Raw genomic sequence first — 22,829 nt, forward strand, 5'->3', positions numbered from 1 at the left:
GGTGCATGAAGCGCGAACGGCGGCCCGAGGGCCGCCGTTGTCGTCTGCCGCGTCAGAAATCGACCGCGCGCGTGCCGCGAACGCCGCGCGCCAGCAGCGTCGCGTTGATGAGCTGCGCTTCCTCGCGGCTGCCGAAGGGCCAGACGGCCGCGCGCCAGCCATCCTTGGTCTGGAAGACCTCGCCGTTGGGCACGGCGTTGCCGCCCAGCGTCTGGCCGATCATCTCGCGCATGCGCGCCAGCTGGGCCTCGGCATCGGCCTTGTTCTTCTGCGGCTGACCGACCAGCGCCACCAGCTTGCCGCCGGGCGCGGCGTCGCGCTTCATCAGGTTGCCCAGTCCGGCGTCGTCCACGCTCACCCGGCGCTCGGCCTCCGGCGACGAGGCGGCCGGCTTGCCGGTGTCCGGTGCCGGGCTCTCCTTCGCGGTGGCGGCGGCCGCCTGCTCGCGCTGGGCCCGCTCCACGCCGCTTTGCAGCGTCGGGCGGATGCTCGGGATCGCGGGTGCGCTCGGCGCCGTGGCGGCGGTCGCGGCGCTCGCGGGGGCCGAAGACGCCGCAGCGGCGGAAGTGGCTGAGGCGGCCGAAGCGTCGGCCGAGGGAGCGACTTGCGAGGCAGCGGCGCTCGCGGCCGTCGGTGCCTCGGACGCCGCGGCAGCCGGCGCCGATGCCGATGCCGATGCCGATGCCGATGCCGATGCCGACGCGGCGGAAGCCGCCTGCGTCGCCAGGGCCGCGGACGCCGCCGACGCGGCCTCGGCCGCGGCCTGCGCGGCGCGCTCTTCCTCCGATGGCTTGGACGACGGCCACAGCGCCCAAACTGCGGCGATGAGCACGAGTGCGCCAACGCTGGCAGCCACGCCCAGCCGCGCCGGATCCAGCGCGCGTCGACCCAGCACCCGGTCGCGCCGGCCGACGAGCACCCGCCGTCGCGCCGGCCCCGCATCGAAGGCGGCGCTCAGCAGCACCAATTCCATCGGCCATGCACCAGCCTGGTTCGCGTCGGCGGCCAGCGCGCGTTCATCGATCTCGACGCGCCGCAGCGGCAGTTCCTCCGGCGCGGCGGTGAAGCCGTGGTCCAGCGCCATCGCGGCCACCGCCGAGGTCTTCAGCCCCGGGATGAATTCATCGACCCACGCCGGCCGAGGCCCGTTCGCGGCGGCCTTGCGCTGCCACGGCAGGCGTCGCTTCGCCGGCGCGGGGGCGGCGCCCTCGGGCGGCGCGGTGGCGGCCTCGAGGCTCGGTTCCTTGGGCAGCGCCTGCGCCATGAAGGGCAGGGCGACGGCACCGACGGTGTGCACGTCCGCGATGCCGATGCGACGCGCCAGCGGATGTTTGTTGTGCCAGTTCACCAGCAGCCAGGCGACGACGTCCGGCGACGGTCCTTCCCACGGCGCGGCCGGCGCGGCGGGGGCGGGCGTGGCGGCGGGCGCGACCGCGCCGCCGTCGGGCGGCGGGGCGGTCGGGTCGACGTCGGGCGAGGCGGGGGTATCGTCCATGGCGCCGGCCATTGTGCGTCAGCCCCTGCGGGCCGATCGCCGCGCGACCGGGGCGAAGGCCCTGGAATTCGAGGCTTCGGCCCGGTCCCGTCCCCTTGAGAAGCGGGCATGGGATTTGTATGGTGGAACGCATGCCGTCCTTGCCGCTCCCGCCACCTCGCCCCCCCCAGCCGCGCGCCGACATGCCGCCCGCCCGCACCGAAGAGGCCGTCGATGCCAGCGCTTCCGGGACGGGAACCGGATCTCCTGGCTCCTCGGGCATGGGTGATGGCGCAGGCGTTGGCACTGGCACTGGCGCCGACGCCCGCACCCGCCTGCTGGTCGTGCAGGCGCTGAGCGTGCAGCCGCTGGCCGCCGTGCTGGAGGAGAGCGGCTACGAGCTGCTCCGCGCCGCGGATGCGATCGCGGCGGTCGACGGCCTGGGCGCGCGGCCCTCGTTGGTGATCATGGACATGACCCTGCCCGACCTGCCGGGCGACGGCCCGCTGGCGTTGCTGCGGCGGCTGGCCGCCGGCCCGGCGCCGGTGCTGACGCTGAGCCGGCCGCAGGACCCGCCGCGGATCGGCGCGCTGCTGACCGCCGGGGCGGCCGAGTGCCTGATCAAGCCAGTGCGCATGAGCGAGCTGCTGATGCGGATCGAGCGCCTGCTGCGCCCGGCGCGCGGCACGGGCACGGCGGCGCCGCGCCGGCCGACGGCCAGCATGACGGTGCGCGAGCGCGACGGCCACTGCGCCTGGCAGACGCCGCAGGCGCGGGCCTTGATGGGCGCCTACTTCCCGCCGCCGTGGTCGGACCATGCGCGCCTGCCGCCGGAGGTGCTGGCCTGGCTGCACCGCGAGACGCTGCGTCGGCGCGCCGGCGCGCCGCCGTCCTCGCTGACCGTGGCGCCGCCCTCCGGCGCGCCGCGCCAGCGCCTGAGCTTCGCGCTGATGGCCGCCGACCCGGAGGTCATCGGCGACGGCCACTGGCTGCTGGTCCTGCGCGAAGCCGACGAGGCCGCCAGCATCGCGATGCTGGCCAAGGCGCTGGACCTGCCGCAGGCCGACGCCGAACTGCTCTTCGGGCTGCTGGGCCGCCCGCGCCCGGACCAGCAGGCCGAGGCCCTGGGCCTGAGCGAGGCGGCCTACGGGACGCGGGTCGACGCGCTGTGCCGCCGCCTGGCGGTGAGCGACCTGATGCAGGCGCTCGAGCGCGCCCGCCAGGTCCTGGACCGGCCGGCCTGAGCCGGACAGGGGACAATCCGGCCCCATGTCCGCCGGAAATCCCCTGTTCAGCTCCCCTGTTCCCGACACGCCTGCGCCCGACGAGCGCCAGCGCTTCCTGCGCCTGCTGCGCACCGCGCTGGCCGAGCGCCGCTTCCAGCGCCTGCTGCTGGGCCGCCATGAGGGCGAGGACGCCTCGATCGAGCGCCTGACGGTGCGCGACATCGAACTGCGCGGCGAGCGCGCGCTCAGCTTCCTGTGGCGGCACAAGACCAAGGACGTGACCAAGAACCATCCGCTGGAGGAAGGCCTGGCGCTGCTGGAGCAGTTGCTGGGCCGCGATTTCCAGCAGGCCCACCTGGACACGCTCGGCGAGGAGGTCCAGTTGCGCTTCAGCCGCAAGGGCAAGCCGCTGCTGCAGGTGGGGAAGAAGGCCGCGCCGCAGGCGGGCGGCCCGGCCGGCCCCGACGGCCCGGCCGGCGAGGGCGCTTCGATCGCGCCCGGCGGCCATGACCGCGCCAAGCCGCGCGAGCTGTCGATGGCGCAGCCCTTCTGGCGCGACCTGGGCGTCACCCACGAGCTCAAGGGCCAGGCCGCGCTGGTGCCGGCGATGGCTCGCAAGTGGAAGCAGATCAACAAGTTCATCGAGATCTTCGGCGCCGCGGTCCGCAAGGCGGGCCTGGACGCGCCGGCCAGCGCGGACCGCCCGGTGCGGGTGGCCGACTTCGGTTCCGGCAAGGGCTACCTGACCTTCGCGATGCACGACTGGCTGCGCGCGCAGGGCCTGGTGCCACAGGTGCAGGGCGTGGAGCTCAAGCAGGACATGGTGGCGCTGGGCAACGCGGCCGCGGCCCGGCACGGGCTGGCGGGACTGAGCTTCGAGCATGGCGACGTGCGCGAGCGCGGCGACCAGCCGCTGGACGTCATGGTCGCGCTGCATGCCTGCGACATCGCGACCGACCACGCGATGCACTTCGGCCTGCGCAGCGGCGCGCGGATCATCATGTGCGCGCCCTGCTGCCACAAGGAGATCCGGCCGCAGATGAACACGCCGGCCGCGCTGCGGCCGCTGCTGCAGCACGGCATCCACCTGGGCCAGGAGGCCGAGATGGTCACCGACTCGCTGCGCGCGCTGCTGCTGGAGCTGATGGGCTACGACACGCAGGTCATCGAGTTCATCGCGCTGGAGCACACCAGCAAGAACAAGATGGTGCTGGCGGTGAAGCGGCCGCAAGACCTGTCCCCGGCGCGGCGCGTGGAGCTGCTGTCGCAGCTCGACGAGATCAAGCGTTTCTACGGCCTGCGCAGCCAGGCGCTGGAGACGCTGCTGCGCGTCGAAGGGCGGCTCGAGGTCGACGGCGGCGTGAACCGCGCGTGAAGCTCCCCGGAAGGCCGCTGCGCCGAGGGTGCTGCCTGAAATTGAGGCAGCGCAAGAAAGGTCCTGGCGGATCAAGGGCTTGAAGGCGCCGGCCTCAGCTTTTCCCACGACTTGTCCACAGCGGCCGTGGGCAATCGGCATGTCGATTGCCGCTTCGGCGACATGTCGAATGTCCTCGCCCCCATTCCCGCCCCGGTGCCCTGGCTCGCCCGCGTCCTCGGCGTGGTGCTGCTGATCCTCGGATTCGTCATGCTGGCCGCGGGCGGCCTGCTGGCTTCGCTGGGCGGCAGCTGGTTCTATGCGCTGTCGGGCCTGGCCTGGGCCCTCATCGGCGCGCTGATGTGGGGCCGGTTGCGCGAGGCGGTGTTCGGCTACGCGCTCTACTTCCTCGCCACGCTGGCATGGAGCCTGTGGGAGGCGGGCCTGGACTGGTGGCCGCTGGGCGCGCGGCTGGGCGTGCCCTTCGTCCTCGGCGCAGTGCTGCTGGCGCTGGTGCCGACGATGCGCCGCCACCTGCCGGTGGACGATCCGCGGCGCGTCGCGTGGCGCAGTCCGACGGCGCTGGTGCTGGCCGCGGCGCTGGGCGCCTTCGTGGTCGTGGCCGTCGTGTCCTGGACGCGGGACCTGCACGCGCTGGAGGGCACGATGCCGGCCAATGGCGCGGCGCGTCCCCCGGGCGTGGCGGCCTCGGGCGCCGCGGCTGTGCCCGATGGTGAATGGCACGCTTACGGCCGCACCGGCTTCGGCCAGCGCTGGTCGCCGCTGGCGCAGATCACGCCGGCCAACGTCGGCGACCTCAAGCTCGCCTGGGAGTTCCGCACCGGCGATGTCCGCGGCCGGCCCGGCGACCCGAAGGAGACCACCTTCGAGGTCACCCCGCTCAAGGTCGGCGAGCGGCTCTTCCTCTGCACCCCGCACCAGACGGTGCTGGCGCTGGACGCGACGACGGGCCGCGAGCTCTGGCGCTTCGATCCGCAGGTGCGCGGTGAACTCGCGCTGCAGCACCTGACCTGCCGGGGCCTGTCCTACCAGCCGCCGCCCGATCCGATGGCCGCCGCCGGCGCGCAAGCGCCGGCCTGCGCGGCCAAGCTCTTCATGCCGACGGCCGACGCGCGCCTGATCGCGCTGGATCCCGCCTCCGGCAAGCCTTGCCCCGCTTTCGGCCGGCAGGGCGCGGTCGACCTGTGGGCCGGCATGCCCAACGCCAAGCCGGGCGCGTACTACTCGACCTCGCCGGTGGTCGTCACGCGGCGGCTGGTGATCGTCGGCGGCACGGTGCTGGACAACGCGTCGGTCAAGGAACAGTCCGGCGTGATCCGCGCCTACGACATCGAGACCGGCGCGCTGGTCTGGAACTGGGACTCGGCCAACCCGGATGCGACCGCGCCGCTGCCGGCCGGGCAGACCTACACGGCCAACTCGCCCAACAGCTGGTCGGTGGCCAGCGTGGACGAGGACCTCGGCCTGGTCTACCTCCCGATGGGCAACCAGCCGCCCGACCAGTGGGGCGGCAAGCGCTCGGCGGCGGTGGAGCGGCATTCGTCCTCGGTGGTGGCGCTCGACCTGGCGACCGGCCGGCTGCGCTGGGTCTTCCAGACGGTCCACCACGACCTGTGGGATTACGACGTGCCCGCGCAGCCGGTGCTGGTGGACCTGACGGTGCGCGGCGCCCGGGTGCCGGCGCTGGTGCAGCCGACCAAGCAGGGCGAGCTGTTCGTGCTGGATCGCCGCGATGGCCGGCCGGTGTTCCCGGTGACCGAGACGCCGGCGCCGCAGGGCGCCGCGGCGGGCGACTTCACCGCGCCGACGCAGCCGGTCTCGGCGATCTCCTTCAACCCGCCGGTGCTGCGCGAGCGCGACTTGTGGGGCGTGACGATGTTCGACCAGCTCTGGTGCCGCATCGCCTTCCACCGCCTGCGTTACGAGGGCCGCTTCACGCCGCCGTCGACGCAAGGCTCGCTGATCAACCCCGGCAACTTCGGCGTCTTCAACTGGGGCAGCATCGCCGTCGATCCGGTGCGCGGCATCGCCTTCACGACGCCGGCGGTGCTGGCCTTCACCTCGCAGCTGGTGCCGCGCCGCGACGACAGCTCGCAGCTGGTGCAGGACGAGGGACCGCCCAGCGGCTCGCTGCCGGCGCTGAACGAGAACTTCGGCGCGCCCTTCGCGTCGCGGATGAAGCCCTTCACCTCGCCGCTGGGCGTGCCGTGCCAGGCGCCGCCGTGGGGCACGGTGGCCGGTGTCGACCTGAACGAGGGCCGCATCGTCTGGCGCCACCGCAACGGCACGGTGCGCGACCTCTCGCCGCTGCCCCTGCCGCTGCGCCTGGGCGTGCCCAGCCTGGGCGGACCGCTGATGACCGCCGGCGGCCTGGCTTTCCTGTCGGGCAGCATGGACGACTACGTCCGCGCCTACGACGTCAACGACGGCCGCGTGGTGTGGGAAAGCCGTCTGCCCGCAGGCGGCCAGGCCACGCCGATGACCTATCTCGGCGCGGACGGGCGACAGTACCTGCTGGTGGTCGCCGGTGGGCATGGGTCCACGGGCACCAAGCCTGGCGACCACGTGCGCGCCTACGCGCTGGAAAAGCGCTGAGCGCCGGAAGAAAAGAAGCCCGGCCCCTCGTGAGAAGGGCCGGGCAAGAGCGCTGGGACGCCGCCTGGACACCCTGACTGCGAGGGCGTGGCGCTGCGGCGTGGCGATTCGGAAGCGCGTGCGCGCCGGCCATGAGGCGACCCGCGAGGGGCCGCGGCCTGGGCGCGTGGATCGGGGAGGACGTCAGTCGCGTCGCGACCGCGCCGGGGCGGGCCTGGCCGGGCAGGTATGCGAGCAGGGACGCGGGAGCGTGGTCTGCGGGCAGGCGGGCGTGCGGCGTGTCTTCATGCTTCGCATCATCGCCGCCGGGCGCGCCGGCGAGCCGCGAAGAACAGGCCCCAAATCCGGCCAAACAACTGGCCGGATTTCACCGCCATTTCCGCTGGCAGGGCGCCGTGGCGCGCGCACCGGCGCCGATCGGGACGCGGAGGTCCTCAGCTCACTTGACGTCCATGCCGAAGGTGTTGGCGATGAAGGCCAGGATGTCCGCGCGCTCCTCGATGATCTTGGAGGTCGGCTTGCCGGCGCCATGGCCGGCCTGCGTCTCGATGCGGATCAGCTTGGGTGCAGGGCCGGTCTCGGCGGCCTGCAGCGTCGCGGTGTACTTGAAGCTGTGGGCCGGCACGACGCGGTCGTCATGGTCGCCGGTGGTGACCAGGATCGCGGGGTAGCGCACGCCGGGGCCGCTCTTGATCGTGTGTAGCGGCGAATAGGCCAGCAGCGCCTTGAACTCGTCCGCGTTCTCCGAGCTGCCGTAGTCCGAGGTCCATGCCCAGCCGATGGTGAACTTGTGGAAGCGCAGCATGTCCATCACGCCGACCTGCGGCACCGCCGCGCCGAACAGCTCCGGACGCTGGTTCACGACCGCGCCCACCAGCAGGCCGCCGTTGGAGCCGCCGTTGATGGCGAGCTTGGCCGGCTGGGTGTACTTGTTGGCGACCAGGTACTCGCCGGCGGCGATGAAGTCGTCGAAGACGTTCTGCTTCTTGAGCTTGGTGCCGGCCTCGTGCCAGCCGGCGCCGTACTCGCCGCCGCCGCGCAGCACGGCCAGCACGTAGACGCCGCCCATCTTCATCCAGGTCGCGGCGGTGACGCCGTAGCCGGGCGTCATCGGCACGTTGAAGCCGCCGTAGCCGTAGAGCAGCGTCGGGTTGCTGCCGTCCAGCTTCAGGCCCTTGCGGTGCGCGATGAAGATCGGCAGCTTCGTGCCGTCCTTGCTGGTGACGAAGACGCGCTTGCTCTCGAACTGGCTGGCGTCGAACGCGGTCTGGGTGCGCTTGAAGAGCTCGGCGCGGCCGGTCTTCGCGTCCAGGCGCCAGATCTCGCCCGGCGTGGTCAGGCTGGTGTAGCTGAAGAAGGTCTCGGGATCGTTCCACTTGCCGCCGAAGCCGGCGGCGGTGCCGACGCCCGGCAGCTGCAGGTCGCGGACATGCTTGCCGCTGGGCGCATGCAGGCGCACCAGCGTCGAGGCATCCTGCAGGTAGCTCAGCACCAGGTGGCCGCCGACGCCGCTCGCGGCGGTCAGCGCGTCCTTGGTCTCGGGCACCAGCGTGGTCCAGGTCTTGGGATCCTTGGCGGTCCAGTCCTTGTCGAGGTCGATCGCGATCAGGCGGCCGCGCGGCGCGTCCTTGTCGGTCTTGACGATCAGGCGCTGGCCGTCGAGCACGACGGGGCTGTACTCCGCATCGAAGCTCAGCGTCAGCGGGACCGGCTTGGCGCCGGCGTAGCCGCCCTGGCCGTCCAGCGGCAGCAGCATCAGGCCGTTCTTGCGGGCCGAGCCCTTCCAGACATTGATGAGCGCGAGGCGGCCGTCGTCGGTGACCTCGACGTTGAAGCCCCATTCCTTCTCGGCCGGGTTCTCGGCGACGAGCACGTCGGCGGACTGGGCCGTGCCCAGGCGGTGGTAGTACACCTTCTGGAAGTAGTTGGCGCCGGTGAGGGCCGCGCCGGCCTTGGGCGCGTCGTAGCGCGAGTAGAAGAAGCCCTTGCCGTCGGGCGTCCAGGACGCGCTGGAGAACTTGACCCACTCGATGGTGTCGGGCAGGTCCTTGCCGGTGTCGAGGTCGCGGACCTTCCAGGTCTGCCAGTCGGAGCCGGCGCCGGCGGTGCCGTAGGCCATCAGCTTGCCGTCGCGCGACACGGCGCCGCCGGTCAGGGCGACGGTGCCGTCCTTGGACAGCGTGTTGGGATCGAGCGCGACCTGCGGCGTGTCCTTCAGGCTGCGCGCGGTGTAGAGCACCGCCTGCTGCTGCAGGCCGTCGTTGCGGGTCCAGAAGTAGCGGCCGCCTTCCTTGTAGGGGACGCCGAACTTCTCGAAGTTGTAGAGGTCGGTGTAGAGCTTGCGCGCGGGCAGGCGCTGCGGCATCGCGGCGAGGAACTTGTCGGTGACCGCGTTCTCGGCCTGGACCCAGGCCTTGGTGTCGGTGCTGTTGTCGTCCTCGAGCCAGCGGTACGGATCGGCCACGGTGGTGCCGTGGTAGTTGTCGGTCTGCTCGACCTTGCGGGTGACCGGGTAGCTCAGGCCCTGCGAGGCGGTGGCGGAGGCAGCGGCGGGCGCGGGGGTTTGCGCGGTGGCGGCCGCGCTGGCGCCGAGTCCGACCACCAGCGCGGCGGTCAGCGTGAGACGGGAATGCATGCGGTGTGCTCCTGAGAGTCGGGGAGCCGCCCCGCGGGGCTCGTGGCCGGGCGGGGCGGTGGGCCGGCATTGTGCCCGGCCCACCCGGGGGTGCCTTTGGTCAGGGCGGGGAAACACCGAGGGGCTCGGAGGGCGTCGGCCAGCGGCGACCGCGCCGGGCTGTGGCGTGAGGGACTGGCTCAAAGTGGTCGACTTTCGGCGAGCGCTGACTGGTCCCAGTCGTTTTGGGCGGCTGGCTGAATCCGGGTTGTCGCCAGCGCGCTCAGACTGCTCTTCTCCTCCTTGTTGGAAAGTGCAGGTGCAGAATGAATGCCCTCCTTGAGCGCATCGACTTCAGTCCGTATATGAGCAAGCTCTCCGCATTGACCGTTCACATTGCAGCGGAACTGAAAAGCGAACTTGAGGAGCGAGCGCGGCGCGCTCGCTTCACGGTCGACGAACTGGTCGAGCAGATGATCCGCGCCGCGCTGTTCCGAAGCTCAGCCGAGTACCACGATCCTTCCAGCGAACGTGCGAAGGAGTTCCGCATGATCGAGGCCGGCCTGGCCGAGATCCATCGCGGCGAGACGGTCTCGTGGGAGGACGTCGAGAAGTCGCTGGACCAGCTTCTCGGAGCGGCGGGGTCCGAGGACCTCCCGTCGAAACGGTGAAGGTCGCCTTCAGCCGAGTTGCCCAGACAGAACTCTTCGACATCCTCATTCGAATCTTCCACGAGAACCCCTTCGCCGCCCGAAAGATGCGGAAGGAGTTCCTCAGGAAGCTGTCCCTGCTGGCGTTCCAGCCAGGCTTGGGGACGCGAGGGGAAGACTTCGAGACTCGAGAGACTTTTGTCAAGGGACGCTACCGCATCGTCTATCGCGTGGAAGACGAGGTGCTCTGGATCGCGCGGATCATCCACACGGCGAGGCTGTGGCCACCTGGCTGAAGCAGCCCCTCAGTAATCCCACCTCGCTTCCACCTGGAAGGTCCGTCCCGGATACGGATGGAAGTTCCAGTAGCGGCAGTTGTTGAGGTTGTCGACGCCTGCGGCCAGCGTCCACTGGCGGTCGATCTTCCACTGGGCCCGCGTATCGACGGTGAAGTACTTGCTCGCCGCCATGTAGGCGAAGCCGTTGACGTCGCTGTTGTCCAGGGCGCTGAACTGCTTGCCGCTGTAGCGCGCCCCCAGGCTCAGGCTCAGCTCGTCCCGCGCCTGCCATTGCGCCAGCAGCGTCGCCCGCCAGCGCGGCACGCGCGGCTGCCATTTGCCGATCGTGTCGCCGGGCACCGCCGCGTAGCCGCTGTTGGCCAGGATGATCGAGTCCGCGAATGTGAGGCTGCCCGTCAGCGTGACCCGCTGTGGCAACGTCGCCGTGCCGCTGAACTCCACTCCGCGCGTGCGCACATGATCGATGTTCTGCACCGTGCTGGTCGAGGTGCTCACGCCCGGATTGATCTGCGAATAGAGCGCATCCCGGCTGTCTTCGTGGAACAGCGTGATCCTCAGGCTGTCGCGTCCTCGGCCCGTCCATTCGGCGCTGAGCTCGCTGGTCCAGCTGCGCTCGGGCTTCAGCAGCGGGTTGCTGTTGATGAAGTTGCCGGCCGGGTCGAAGCCGCCCTGGAACAACTCGCTCACCGTGGGAAAGCGCACCGCGCGTCCGGTGCTGGCCTTCAGCACCCAGTGCTCGGAGAGGCCGTAGGACAGCGCCGCCTTCGGCGACCACGCGGTGCGGGCGCGATCCTCGTGCCGATGCGGCGTGGCGTCGGCAGCGGCCTGCGTGAGACCGTCGAAGGCCTGCCAGCGCTCGCCGCGCAGGCCCAGCACCGCGGTCCAGTCCGGCGCGAAGCTCCAGGCGTCCTGCGCGAAGACGGCCCGCACGCGCGTGTCGCCTTCGAAGCGCGAGGTCTGCGCGCCCGCCGCCCCCCAGCGCCAGTCGCTGAGCGCGGACACCCGCGTGCGCAGCTGGTAGCGCTCCTGCGAGAGGCCGGCATCGATCGCGTGATCGCTGCCCGCCGGCGTCCAGGTCAGCTTGGCGGACAGCGTGTTCCACCCCGTGCCGGCCTGGTCGGTGAGGCGGCCGCCGTCGCTGGCCTTCTGCGTCGGCGCATAGGCGCGCGAGCGATCGGCGAGGTAGTCGTAGACGCTGCCCGACAGCTCCCAGCCGAGCCCGTCGCTGACGCGCCGCTTCAGCGAGAGCGCATGCATGCGGTGTTCGAGCTCATCCCGTGTCTGCGGGAAGTCGCTCGCGGCCAGCGTGTAGCTCTGGCCGTCGATGTTGACCGGCTGCGTGAGGCCGCCACCGTAGCGGTGGTCGACCGGCTGGCCGCTGGCGTCAATCAGGAAGCTTCGCGAGCGGCCATCCGACCGGTTGCTCCACAGCCCGAAGACATAGAGCGCCCGCAGGCCCGGCGCCAGCTCGTAGGCCAGCTTCAGCTTCGCCTGATCCTGGACGGTGTCGTACTGCGTGCCGCTGCCGAGCAGCAGCCACGGCTGATTGGTGCGGTTCAGCCCTGGCACTGCGCCTGTCACCGTTGGGGCGGCCGGATTGGCGGCCGAGCTGCTCACAGACCGGGTCGCGAAGGTCTGCGGCTGGCCCTCGCTGTCGGTGCGACCGGCGTGCAGCCACCACGCAAACGCGCCGTCGGCGCTGCCGATCGAGGCGCTGGCCTGTTTCGCGTCGTAGCTCCGCCGCGCGCCGTACAGGCCATCGGGCTGATGGCTGTAGCCAACCCGCGCGTGCGCTTCGAAGCGCGTGGGCATGCGGGTCTGGTAGTCGACCACCGCGCCCACCGCGTTGCCCGGATACGCCGCCGAGAACGGCCCGTACATCACGTCGACGCGGCTGATTTCCTCGGGCGACACCAACCCCCAGCGCGGCGCGAAGGTGGCGCCATTGCCGAGCAGGTTGGACAGCAGGATGCCGTCCGCATAGACCAGCGATCGCGCGCTGTTGCCCGTGCCGGAGGCGCGCGTGGACAGCACCGCGTGGTTGTAGTCGCCGATGTAGCGCTTGCGCACCAGCAGGCTGGGCAGGTACTTGAGCGCATCCTCGGCATCGGTGGCGTTGATGTCGCGGGCGATGTCCTCGCCCGAAACGCCCTCCATCGTCGTGGGGATGCGGCTGGGGAGGGAGGTCGGCGCTGCGCCATCGACCCGGACGACGCCGAGGGATGCGGCACGCAGCCCGGTGTCGTCGACTCGGTCGGTGCTGGGGGACGCGGTGCGACGCACAGTGTCGTCTGCCGCGGCGGTGGCGGCGCAGGCGCCCGCAAGCAGGGCAAGCACGCCGACTTGCAGGCGGCGCGCACGGAAATGTCTTTGCATGAAGGGACTCCAACGGAATGAAGGAGCACCGGAAAAGCTGTTTCCTGCAGAGCCCACGGTCGGGCCTCTCCCTCAGCTCCCCGTTTTTCACCCTCTCCCGCAGGGCGGGAGAGGGAGGGGTGAGGGTGGGAGCTCCCGCCCGATGCGGTGCCCCTTGCTGCAGAACCTCACCGATGCAGCGGCCTCAAACCACCGAAGGCGGCGCCCTCGCCGGCGCCCTCCGCCACACATGCGCAGTGATCGCCGCGCTGAAGAACCGCTCCGGCAAACCCTCACGCAACTCAACCCGCAGCGCCAACACACCCGGTACCGGCGGCAGCGGCAACGCATCCTGATGCAAATGACAGAACGCACAGTGCTGGAACAGCACGTGATCCTGATCCTCCACACCACTGCCCGCCAAACCCTCACGCAACTCGGCAGCCCGCGGACCCACCACGCTGGATCGGCAAATCTGCGTCCACGGTGCCAACTCCCCGCTCAAGGCCTGCGCTGCCATCGAGGCTGAGGGCAATACCGCCGCCAACCAGAAGACCAGGACGGCCATCCAGCGGGTGGAAGCAGAGGGGAATCGCAGACGCATGACGCGGGGGATTCTAGGGCCGAGCGCGCGAGCATGGCGGGGGCCGGCGGCGAAGCCGAGCGGACGCGCCAACTCGCTCTGCTCACCTTCGGCTCGCGTCGCTCACACAGACGGCGCTCCAGTCAGATGGAACGCTCGGCTTCGCCGCCGGCCCCCGCCATGCACGCCTCAGACACCGCGGCGTACGGTGAGGGGCCCGGGAGGCGGCGGTCAGCGCTTCTGGAGCAGGTCCAGCAAGGTGCGGGCAACCACCTTCGTCGCACGACGAAGATCCGACAGCTCGACCCGCTCGTCCGCACGCTTGGCATGCGACTCCAGCACCGTGCGCGGACCCGCACCATAGATCGCCGCAGGAACGCCGTGCTCACCATACAGACGGACATCGGTGTACAGCGGCGTGCCAGAGGTGGGAATCGGCTCGCCGAAGATCAACTCGCCATGACGCTGCAAGGCCTCGACCAGCGGACGGTTGGACGGCAACGGCTTCAGCGAGCGCGCCAGCAGCAGGCGCTTCACGTCCACCTCGATGCCGGGATACGACGCCGCCGCCGTCGCGATCGTCTCGCGGATCTCGGCCTCGACCACCACCGGGTCCTCCTCCGGAATCATCCGGCGGTCCAGCTTCAAGGTCACCTTGCCCGGCACGACATTCGTGTTGGTGCCACCCTCGACGCGGCCAACATTCAGATAGGGATGCTTGATGCCCTCGACCTGCGACGTGATGCGCCGGTACTCGGCATTGCGCGCATACAGCGCATTGAGGATCACGACCGCGCCCTGCAACGCATCGATGCCGGTGTCCGGAATCGCGGCATGCGCCATCCTGCCGTGCACCGTCACTTCCATCTGCAGGCAGCCGTTGTGCGCGGTCACCACCTGGTAGCTGAAGCCAGCGGCCAGCAGGTAGTCCGGCTTCGTCAGCCCCTGCCGGAGCAACCAGCCCGGACCCAGTTCGCCGCCGAATTCCTCGTCGTAGGTGAAGTGCAGTTCGACGCCGCCCTGCAGCGGCGCGCCCAGCGCCTCCAGCGCCCGCAGCGCGAAGGTGTAAGTCGCGAAGTCGCTCTTGCTGACCGCCGACGCGCGCCCGTACAGCCGGCCGTCAACGACCTCGGCGCCGTACGGGTCGTGTGTCCAGCCCTCTCCGGGCGGCACGACGTCCCCATGCGCGTTCAGCGCGATCACCGGCCCCCCGTCCGCGAAGCGGCGTCGCACGATGAGGTTGGTCAGCGATTCCAGGCCGTACTCACGGACCTGCGCCTGCGGCACGGGATGCTGCTCGGCGACATAGCCCATCTCGGCCAGCAGCTCGGCCGTGCGCTCCGCATGTGGCGCGTTGTTGCCCGGCGGCGTGTCGGTAGGCACGCGCACCAGCGCTTGCAGGAAGCGCACTTCGTCGTCGAAGTGGGCGTCGATCCACGCGTCGAGCGCGTCATGCAGGGAGGGCGGGGAAGCGGTCATGGGGAGGCAATCCTGAAGCGCGGAGCGATGACGGAAGGTGATGCGGCCTGGACGGTGTGGCGGCGGACGATCGGACGGGGCGAGCTGGCGCGGCGACCTGACGGGATTCAGAGGTCGTCGAGCAGCGCCTGGAAAGCGCGCACGCAGAGCTCGGTGTCGTCGTTGCTGATCGCCTCCAGCGGGTTGTGGCTGATGCCCAGGTTCAGGCCGCGCTGGAACAGCATGGCCTGCGGCATCGCCTGGTGGAGCTTCATCGCGTCGTGGCCCGCGCCCGACGGCATCCGGTGGACGGGCAGGCCGAGGGCGTTCACGGCCCGCTCCCAGCGCGACTGCCAATGCGCGTCGCTCGGGGCGGCGGCGGCAGCTTCGGTGCGTTCGAGCGTGAAGCTCAGACCGCGCCGCTCGCAGATCTGCGCCAGGCGCGCACGCACGTCGGCATCGAGCGCATCGCGCGCGGCGTCGGTGGTCGCGCGCAGGTCGAGGCTGAATCGGCAGCGGCCGGGGATGACGTTGATCGAGCCATTCGGCACCTGCAGCTGGCCGACGGTGCCGACGACTTCAGGCACCGCGCCGGCGCGTTCCTCGACATACAGGATGAGCTCCGCGACCGCCGCGGCCGCATCGCGGCGCCGGTCCATCGGCGTGGTGCCCGCGTGCGAGGCCAGGCCGCGCACCTCGCCGAGGTAGCGGATGCTGCCGTTGATCGAGGTGACGATGCCCAGCGGCAGGTCGAGCTCGTTGAGCACCGGCCCCTGCTCGATGTGGACCTCGACGAAACCGAGGTAGCGCGCCGGATCGCGCCGCAGCGCCTCGATGGCGTCCATCGTCGCGGGCAGGCCGGCGTCGCGCATGAGGTCGCGCAGCACGACGCCATCGGCGTCGGCCTGGTCCAGCCAGGCCGGATCGAAGCGGCCGACCAACGCGCTGGAGCCGAGGAAGGTCGCCTTGTAGCGCTGCCCTTCCTCCTCCGAGAACCCGACCACCTCGATGCCATGCTTGAGCCGACGGCCCGCGCGATGCAGCTCGCGCACGCAGGCCATGGGCACGAGGATGCCGAGCCGGCCGTCGTACTTGCCGCCGTTGCGCACCGTGTCGTAATGGCTGCCGGTGAGCAGGCGCGGCGCCTCGCCGGGCTGCCCGTGGTCCTCGCCGTGGTAGACGCCGACGACATTGCCGACGGCATCGATGCGGACCTCGTCGAAGCCGCACTCGCGCATCCAGTCGGCGAGCTGCGCCGCGACCGCCCGGTGGGCCTGCGTCAGGTAGAGCACCGTGAGCTGGCCGTTCTCGGCGAAGCCTGGATCGGAGAAACGCGCCAGCGATTCCGCCCAGTCCCAGACCTGGTTGCCGAGCTGGGGCTCGACGCCGAACTTGTCGTTGAGCCGGATCTCCGCGATGCGGTGGATGTTGCGCAGGCACTCGGCGCGCTCGATGTCCGGATGCGCGTTCAGGCGCCGCGCGAAGGTGTCGATGATCTGCTGGCGCGACAGGCCGTCGCCGCGCGGGCCGCGCACCGCCAGGATGAAGGGCCAGCCGAAGCGCGCGTTGTAGTCGGCGTTCAGCTGCTGCAGGCGCGCGAACTCCTCGGGCGTGCAGGCGGTGAGGCCGGCGGTGCGCTGCTCGTGGGTGGACTCGGCGGTCAGCGACTTTGCGACCATCGCCTTGCCGGCGAGTTCCGGGTGCGCGCGGATGAGGCCGAGCTGCTCGTCGATCGCGGCCTCGCGAACCACGGTGGCCAGCGCATGCTTGAGCGCGGCGAGGCTCGCGAAGCCTTCGGCGGGCCGCGCGGCGAAGGCCCGTCGCGCGATCCAGGGCGAATGCTCGTAGACGCCGTCCAGCAGCGCGACGAAGGCGTCCTCGCCCGCCGCGTTCAGCGCGGGCAGGGACAGGACGGGAGAGGGCGGAACGGCGGTGGGGCTCATCGGCGGCTCGGAAGACTCGAAGGATCCGGGGCCTCAGCCCCAGACGAAGGCCTTGTCCGCATCGAATGGATGCGTCGCGCGCCAGTGGCGGGCGATGTCGACGCGGCGGGCGATCCAGACGCGGTCATGCTTCTCGACGTGATCGAGGAAGCGCTGCAGCGCGCGCATGCGGCCGGGCCGGCCGAGCAGCCGGCAATGCATGCCGATGCTCATCATCTTCGGCGCCTCGGCGCCCTCGGCGTAGAGCACGTCGAAGCTGTCGCGCAGGTACTCGAAGAACTCGTCGCCGTGGCTGAAGCCCTGCGGCAGCGCGAAGCGCATGTCGTTGCAGTCCAGCGTGTAGGGCACGACCAGCTGCGGCGCCAGCGTGCCATCGGTCTTGCGCACGTTGAGCCAGAAGGGCAGGTCGTCGCCGTAGTAGTCGCTGTCGTACTCGAAGCCGCCGAAGTCGGCGACCAGGCGCCGCGTGTGCGGGCTGTCGCGGCCGGTGTACCAGCCCGACGGCCGCTCGCCGGTCAGGCGCTGGATGATGTCCATGCCGATGTCCATGTGCTGGCGCTCGGTGGCCTCGTCGACCTGCTGGTAATGGATCCAGCGCCAGCCGTGGCAGGCGATCTCGTGATTCAACTCGACGAAGGCCCGTGTCAGCTCCGGATGCCGCTCCAGCGCCATCGACACGCCGAAGACGGTCAGCGGCATCGCGCGTTTCTCGAATTCGCGCAGCAGCCGCCAGACGCCGGCGCGCGAGCCGTATTCGTAGATGCCCTCCATGCTCAGGTGGCGCGCCGGGAAGGCGGGCGGATTGAACATCTCGGACAGGAACTGCTCGCTGCCGGCGTCGCCGTGCAGCACCGAGTTCTCGCCGCCTTCCTCGTAGTTGAGGACGAACTGCACCGCGATGCGCGCCTGGCCGGGCCATTGCGCATGCGGCGGGTGTTCGCCGTAGCCGACGAGGTCGCGGGGATAACCAGGGGAGACGACGGGCTTCATGGGCGGGGCGGGGTCAGGGTTGGAGGACCGACTTCAGGTCCTGCACGCGAGGATCGAGCCGCAGGTTGGCCTCGACGTTGCCGAGATGCGCCTCGAGCAGCTTCAGCGCCGCGCGCTTGTCGCGGGCCTCGAGCGCGTCGACGATGGCTTCGTGCTCGGACTGCGATTCGGCGGCGGAATGGGAGCTCTGGTACATCAGCGCGATCAGCGAGCTGCGCGAGAGCAGGTCGGTCAGCAACTGCGCGAGCACCTCGTTGCCCTGCATGCGGGCCAGCACGACATGAAAGTCCGCCAGCAGCCGCGTGCGACCCGGCACGTCGGTGCGGCCGATGGCGTCGCGTTCCTGCTTCAGGTGGGCGCGCAGCTGCTTGATCTGCGCCGGGGTGATGCGCTGGCAGAGGTGGGTCAGCATCGCCGCCTCCAGCATCTTGCGCACCTCGAAGACCTGGCGCGCCTCCTCGACGCTGGGCTGCGCGACGAAGGCGCCGCGGGCCGGCTCCAGCTTCACCAGCCGGTCGCGGCTGAGTTGGTTCAGCGCCTGGCGCACCAGCGTGCGCGAGCAGTCGAAGATGTCCGCCAGCTGCTGCTCGACCAGCTTGGTGCCCGGCATCAGGCGGCGCTCGACGATGGCCTGCGTGATGGCGGCGGTGATGCGCTCGGTGACGGAAGCGCTGGCGTCGAGGTCGCGGGCGTTCATGATGGGGTGGGCGGTGTGTCCCAGAGTGTATACACTTTGCGCTTTCATTCCTCCCATTCATCGAAGGCGCCGATGGGCAAGCTCACCACACACGTCCTGGACACGATGCACGGCCGGCCGGCGGCCGGCATGGCGGTGCGGCTGTACCGGCTGGAGGCGGGCGGGCCGCAACTGCTGCAGGCGCTGACGCTCAATGCCGACGGCCGCGCGGACGCGCCGCTGCTGGCGGACGAGGCGCTGCGCGCGGGCCGCTACCGCCTGGTGTTCGAAGTTGCCGCCTATTTCCGCGGCCAGCGCGTCGAGTTGCCCGAGCCCGCATTCCTCGACGAGGTCCCGCTGGACTTCGGCATCGCCGATCCGGCGGCGCACTACCACGTGCCGTTGCTGACCACCCCTTGGTCGTACTCCACCTACCGGGGCAGTTGAGGCGACCGATGCGGCCCTGGCAGACCCTGGCCCTGAAGCTCGCGCGCGAGCCGGCGGTGCTGGTGCGCGTCGAGACGCTGCAGGGCAGCGGGCCGCGGGAGGTCGGGGCCTGGATGGCGGTGACCGCGTCGGAGGTGGTGAACACGATCGGCGGCGGTCAACTGGAATTCGATGCGATCGCCAAGGCGCGCGCCGCGCTTGCGGCGGGCCGGGTGATGGAGGCGCGCCAGCGCTTCGCGCTCGGGCCGTCGCTGGGCCAGTGCTGCGGCGGCGTCGTGTGGCTGGGCTTCGAGTGGCTGGACGCCCGGTCGATCGCGGGCCTTGCCGAGCGCCTGGGCGACCAGAGCGGCTGGCGGCCGATCGCGCTGTTCGGTGGCGGCCACGTGGGCCGCGCGATCGTGGACCTGCTGGCCCGGCTGCCGGTGCGGGTCCACTGGATCGACAGCCGCGAGGGCGTCTTCCCCGAGACGCTGCCCGACAACGTCCGCGCCGAGCAGTCCGAGCCGGTGCAGGGCGCGGTGCCGACGCTGGCGGCCGGCTCGCAGGTGTTGATCATGAGCTTCAGCCACGCGGAGGACCTGGACATCGTGGCCGCGTGCCTGAAGCGCCAGCGCGAGGCCCGCGACCTGCCCTCCATCGGTCTGATCGGCAGCAGGAGCAAGTGGGCGACCTTCCGGCACCGGCTGGAGGCACGGGGCTTCAGCCCGGCCGAACTCGCCCACGTGACCTGCCCGATCGGCATTCCGGGCATCGTGGGCAAGCAGCCGGAGATCGTGGCGCTCTCGGTCGTCGCCCAGGCGATGCAGACGCCGACCGAGCCCCGCTGAGCTCTCCCTCCGCCCGACTCCTCTCCCTCCTGGCGCAGGCCCGCCATCTATTCCCTCTCCCGCTTGCGGGAGAGGGCAGGGGTGAGGGCCAGCGACCTCCTTAGCGCACCAAACTGTATACACTCCGCTCCTCAACGTCGCCGCGGCGCCCAGTTTTTCTCAGCGCGACGCTTGCCGGTTCACAGCGCCCGCAGTGGTGGTCCGGAACTTGCTCAACGTTCGTTGATGGACAGCTACCTGCTTGACTGGGCCAATCTGCTGCTGCGCTGGCTGCACGTGATCGTGGCCATCGCCTGGATCGGCGCCTCGTTCTATTTCGTCTGGCTGGACAACCACCTGCTCAAGCCGCAGGCCGAGGACCTGAAGGCCAAGGGCGTGGACGGCGAGCTCTGGGCGGTGCACGGCGGTGGCTTCTACAACCCGCAGAAATACATGGTGGCGCCCGCCAACCTGCCGCGGGAGCTGCACTGGTTCTACTGGGAAAGCTACTGGACCTGGATGAGCGGCTTCGCGCTGTTCGCGCTGCTCTACCTGTTCAACGCCGACACCTACCTGATCGACAAGCGCGTCCATGACTGGAGCGCCGGCGCGGCGGTGGCCGCGGCGCTGGGCTTCCTGGCCGGCGGCTGGATCGTCTACGACCAGATCTGCCGGCGCTTCGGTCGCAAGGCCGACGGCTCGATCGGCAACGACGGCGTGGTGCTCGGACTGGTCGCCGTGGCGATCGTCGCCGCGGCCTGGGGCGCGAGCCAGCTCTTCGCCGGGCGTGCGGCCTTCCTGATCACCGGCGCGATGATCGCCACGATGATGAGCGCGAACGTCTTCTTCTGGATCATCCCCGGCCAGAAGCAGGTGATCGCCGACATGCGGGCCGGTCGGCCGGTGGACCCGGTCCACGGCCAGCGCGGCAAGCAGCGCAGCGTGCACAACACCTACTTCACGCTGCCGGTGCTGATCGCGATGCTGTCCAACCACTACGGCATGCTCTACAGCCATCCGCAGAACTGGCTGGTGCTGGTGCTGCTGATGCTGGTGGGCGCGCTGGTGCGGACCTGGTTCGTGAAGCGCCACAAGGGCGTCGATGCCTGGCCGCTGCTGGTGGCCGTTGTCATGCTGCTGGCGGGACTGATCGCGTGGCTCGCACCGCAACCGGCGATGGTGCCCGTGACCGCGGCCCCCGCGCTGAGCGCCCCGGCCACGCCCGGCGCCGCCTCGACGGGGGCAACCGCGACGGCGGCCGACGGCAAGGTGTCCTTCGAGACGGTGAAGGCCATCGTCGCCGCCCGCTGCCTGGCCTGCCACAACGCGGCGCTGGCGCCCAAGCGCATCCAGTTCCACGAGCCGCGGCTGATCGAGCAGCACGCGGCCGAGATCTACCAGCAGGTGGTCGTGCAGAAGAGCATGCCGCTCAACAACGCGACCGGCATCACCGACGAGGAGCGGGCGACGCTCGGACGCTGGTTCAAGGAGCGTTGACGCCGCCGCAGGCTCCTGGCCGGAGCCACTCGCTCAGACCAGATCGCCCATGACCTCGATCGGAATGATTGCGCCCGGATGCTGGATCACCCGCGCCGCGACGCGATTGCCGAAGACCGCCGCGCTCACCGCATCCGCGCCGGCCAGGCGCCGCGCCAGGTAGCCGCCCGCGAAGGCATCGCCCGCGGCGGTCGTGTCGACGACGCGCGCCACTTCCTCCGTCGGCGCCTCGGCCCAGTGCCCGGGCGCCTGCGCGCTGTGCACCAGCGTGGGCGATGCACCGCGCTTGATCAGCATCTCCGGCGTTGGCAGCGACTGTGCCTGCGCGATCGCAGCCTCCAAAGAGTCGAGGCCCGTCAGCGCCTGATGGTCGTCCGCGGTCACCAGCGCGATCGTGGCCAGCGAGAACGCGCGCTCGAAGGCGGCGCGTGCCGCGGCGCGGTCGGGCCATAGGCGCGGGCGGAAGTTGTTGTCGAACACCACCTGCGCGCCGCGTGCGCGCAGGCGCTCCATCAGCGCGAAGAGCCGCTCCCGCCCCGCGGGCGGCAGCACGGCCAGCGTGATGCCGCTGAGGTAGAGCGCGTCGAAGTCCTCGGCATGGCGCTCGAGCGGGCTGACGGCCTCATCGAAATACGCCTTCGCCGCGGCGGTGTCGCGCCAGTAGTGGAAGCTGCGCTCGCCGGCAGGATCGACCTCGATCAGGTACAGCCCGGGCATGCGTCCGGGGATCCGCCGCACCAGCCGGGTGTCGATGCCCTGGTCGCGCCAGCGCTCCAGCAGGCCGGTGCTCAGGCCGTCGTCGCCGAGGGCGGTCGCATAGGCCACCTGCACGCCGGCCGCATCGCCGCAGCGCTTGAGGTACACGGCGGTGTTGAAGGTGTCGCCGCCATAGCCCTGGGTCATGGGCCCGAAGGCCTGGCCCTTGAGTTCCAGCATGCATTCGCCGATCACGGCGACGCGTCGAGTCATCGGAGATCTCCCATCCATGGCTGATTCGCTCAGCGCAGCCAACGCTGAAGTTCCGGCATCGCGACGGGCAACTGCCCGGCGACCATCGCCGAGAACACCTGCGCGCCCTTGGCGCCCAGGTGGGTGCGATCGAACACCGGATTGGCCGCGCCGGCGCGTTCGGGCGAGGAGGCGCCCTGCGCGGGCGCATCGATCGGCTTGGGCGCCATCGCGAGCGTGTCGGCCTCCGCTTCACCCATCGCCTGCACCGCGGCATGGCTGATCGCGTTCAGGTCGATCACCGGCACGCGGTGCTCGGTGGCGACGCGGATCATCGCCTCGGCCCAGGGACGCAGCGCGTTGTCGAGCCGCCCCTGTGCGTCGAAGCTGCGTCGCGTCAGCGGCGTCAGCATCACCAGGCGCGCGCCGGTCGGCGCGACGTCGTCGATGTAGCGGGCGAGATTGGCGGGGAACTCGGTCTGGAGGTCGGTCGAGCGGCCCGGCTTGCCGGGCTGGTCGTTGTGGCCGAACTGCATCAGCACCACGTCGGCCAGGCCCTCGTGCCGCTCGCGCAGCAGCGCCATCACCTGGTCCCACAGGCCTTCGGCACGGAAGCTCTTCGTGCTGCGGCCGCCCTTGGCGAGGTTGAGGCAGCTCACCTCGGGCTGGAAGCGCGCGCACAGCGCGTCGCCGTAGCCGCTCTTCGTGGCCATCGTCGAATCGCCGACAAGGATCACGCGCAGCGACGACGGCGGCGATGGCAATGGCGCCGGTGCTTGCGTTTGCGCCTGTGCGACGCCAGCCACGACGCTGAGCGCAGCGAGCCATGCCTTCTTCATGAGTCCTCCAAGGGTGTGCGACCGGAATGGGGCTTGGGGGTCCCGGAGGGAGCC

The 22,829-nt window shown here is 70.8% G+C and carries 18 protein-coding genes; 8 read left to right on the top strand and 10 right to left on the bottom strand.

Annotated features, from left to right (window positions below; translation table 11 throughout):
• Positions 1-52: 52 nt before the first annotated feature.
• A complete protein-coding gene (locus tag FHT37_RS24180) occupies positions 53-1,495 on the bottom strand; it encodes a hypothetical protein (protein ID WP_183485483.1) in 1,443 nt (480 codons plus the stop codon).
• A gap of 260 nt (positions 1,496-1,755) precedes the next feature.
• Here FHT37_RS24180 and FHT37_RS24185 point away from each other — a divergent pair, with 260 nt between their 5' ends.
• The 3 genes from FHT37_RS24185 to FHT37_RS24195 all read left to right on the top strand — a co-directional run bounded on the left by FHT37_RS24185 (position 1,756) and on the right by FHT37_RS24195 (position 6,670).
• On the top strand, positions 1,756-2,718 hold the full coding sequence (locus FHT37_RS24185) for a response regulator transcription factor (RefSeq protein ID WP_183485486.1): 963 nt from the start codon (positions 1,756-1,758) through the stop codon (positions 2,716-2,718).
• Positions 2,719-2,743: 25 nt separating this feature from the next.
• A complete protein-coding gene (locus tag FHT37_RS24190) occupies positions 2,744-4,075 on the top strand; it encodes an SAM-dependent methyltransferase (protein ID WP_183485489.1) in 1,332 nt (443 codons plus the stop codon).
• Positions 4,076-4,237: 162 nt separating this feature from the next.
• On the top strand, positions 4,238-6,670 hold the full coding sequence (locus FHT37_RS24195; RefSeq protein WP_183485492.1) for a membrane-bound PQQ-dependent dehydrogenase, glucose/quinate/shikimate family: 2,433 nt from the start codon (positions 4,238-4,240) through the stop codon (positions 6,668-6,670).
• A gap of 439 nt (positions 6,671-7,109) precedes the next feature.
• On the opposite strand, the gene FHT37_RS24200 is transcribed toward FHT37_RS24195, so the two are convergent.
• The gene (locus FHT37_RS24200; RefSeq protein ID WP_183485495.1) at positions 7,110-9,305 is read right to left on the bottom strand and encodes a prolyl oligopeptidase family protein; all 2,196 of its coding nucleotides are present in this window, start codon (positions 9,303-9,305) and stop codon (positions 7,110-7,112) included.
• Between the two features lie 305 nt (positions 9,306-9,610).
• Here FHT37_RS24200 and FHT37_RS24205 point away from each other — a divergent pair, with 305 nt between their 5' ends.
• Together FHT37_RS24205 and FHT37_RS24210 are read left to right on the top strand one after the other, a co-directional pair.
• Positions 9,611-9,955, top strand: coding sequence for a hypothetical protein (locus FHT37_RS24205; protein WP_091721839.1), 345 nt, complete (start codon positions 9,611-9,613; stop codon positions 9,953-9,955).
• Complete coding sequence (locus tag FHT37_RS24210; RefSeq protein WP_183485497.1) at positions 9,952-10,230, top strand: type II toxin-antitoxin system RelE/ParE family toxin; 279 nt, start codon at positions 9,952-9,954, stop codon at positions 10,228-10,230. Before FHT37_RS24205 ends, FHT37_RS24210 begins: the two co-directional genes overlap by 4 nt.
• Before the next feature lie 9 nt (positions 10,231-10,239).
• On the opposite strand, the gene FHT37_RS24215 is transcribed toward FHT37_RS24210, so the two are convergent.
• From FHT37_RS24215 to FHT37_RS24240, 6 genes are all read right to left on the bottom strand, one after another.
• A complete protein-coding gene (locus FHT37_RS24215; RefSeq protein ID WP_183485500.1) occupies positions 10,240-12,609 on the bottom strand; it encodes a TonB-dependent receptor in 2,370 nt (789 codons plus the stop codon).
• Between the two features lie 184 nt (positions 12,610-12,793).
• Positions 12,794-13,192, bottom strand: coding sequence for a DUF2946 domain-containing protein (locus FHT37_RS24220; protein ID WP_221211209.1), 399 nt, complete (start codon positions 13,190-13,192; stop codon positions 12,794-12,796).
• Positions 13,193-13,402: 210 nt separating this feature from the next.
• Positions 13,403-14,650 (bottom strand): M20/M25/M40 family metallo-hydrolase, encoded by a 1,248-nt coding sequence (locus FHT37_RS24225; protein ID WP_091721856.1) that lies wholly within the window; start codon positions 14,648-14,650, stop codon positions 13,403-13,405.
• A gap of 107 nt (positions 14,651-14,757) precedes the next feature.
• Positions 14,758-16,572 carry a 2-oxo-4-hydroxy-4-carboxy-5-ureidoimidazoline decarboxylase gene (gene uraD, locus FHT37_RS24230; RefSeq protein WP_183485506.1) on the bottom strand — a complete coding sequence of 605 codons (1,815 nt, stop codon included), beginning with the start codon at positions 16,570-16,572 and terminating at the stop codon, positions 14,758-14,760.
• 33 nt (positions 16,573-16,605) lie between these two features.
• A complete protein-coding gene (puuE, locus tag FHT37_RS24235; protein ID WP_183485509.1) occupies positions 16,606-17,562 on the bottom strand; it encodes an allantoinase PuuE in 957 nt (318 codons plus the stop codon).
• Positions 17,563-17,575: 13 nt separating this feature from the next.
• Positions 17,576-18,259: a GntR family transcriptional regulator gene (locus FHT37_RS24240; protein WP_091721867.1), complete on the bottom strand. Its 684-nt coding sequence runs from the start codon at positions 18,257-18,259 to the stop codon at positions 17,576-17,578.
• 72 nt (positions 18,260-18,331) lie between these two features.
• Here FHT37_RS24240 and uraH point away from each other — a divergent pair, with 72 nt between their 5' ends.
• The 3 genes from uraH (at position 18,332) to FHT37_RS24255 (ending at position 20,988) form a co-directional block, all read left to right on the top strand.
• Entirely contained in the window at positions 18,332-18,685 is a 354-nt protein-coding gene (gene uraH / locus FHT37_RS24245; protein WP_091721870.1) for a hydroxyisourate hydrolase, read from the top strand.
• Between the two features lie 8 nt (positions 18,686-18,693).
• Positions 18,694-19,512 carry a xanthine dehydrogenase accessory protein XdhC gene (gene xdhC / locus FHT37_RS24250; RefSeq protein WP_183485512.1) on the top strand — a complete coding sequence of 273 codons (819 nt, stop codon included), beginning with the start codon at positions 18,694-18,696 and terminating at the stop codon, positions 19,510-19,512.
• A 225-nt stretch (positions 19,513-19,737) separates the two neighbouring features.
• Positions 19,738-20,988: a urate hydroxylase PuuD gene (locus FHT37_RS24255; protein ID WP_183485515.1), complete on the top strand. Its 1,251-nt coding sequence runs from the start codon at positions 19,738-19,740 to the stop codon at positions 20,986-20,988.
• A gap of 33 nt (positions 20,989-21,021) precedes the next feature.
• On the opposite strand, the gene FHT37_RS24260 is transcribed toward FHT37_RS24255, so the two are convergent.
• Both FHT37_RS24260 and FHT37_RS24265 read right to left on the bottom strand, forming a co-directional pair.
• Positions 21,022-21,957, bottom strand: a complete 936-nt coding sequence (locus tag FHT37_RS24260) for a sugar kinase (protein WP_221211210.1) — start codon at positions 21,955-21,957, stop codon at positions 21,022-21,024.
• Between the two features lie 29 nt (positions 21,958-21,986).
• A complete protein-coding gene (locus FHT37_RS24265; protein ID WP_183485522.1) occupies positions 21,987-22,775 on the bottom strand; it encodes a rhamnogalacturonan acetylesterase in 789 nt (262 codons plus the stop codon).
• Positions 22,776-22,829 lie beyond the last annotated feature (54 nt).

The sequence above is a fragment of the Mitsuaria sp. BK037 genome, from assembly GCF_014193045.1.
GTDB lineage: Bacteria > Pseudomonadota > Gammaproteobacteria > Burkholderiales > Burkholderiaceae_C > Roseateles.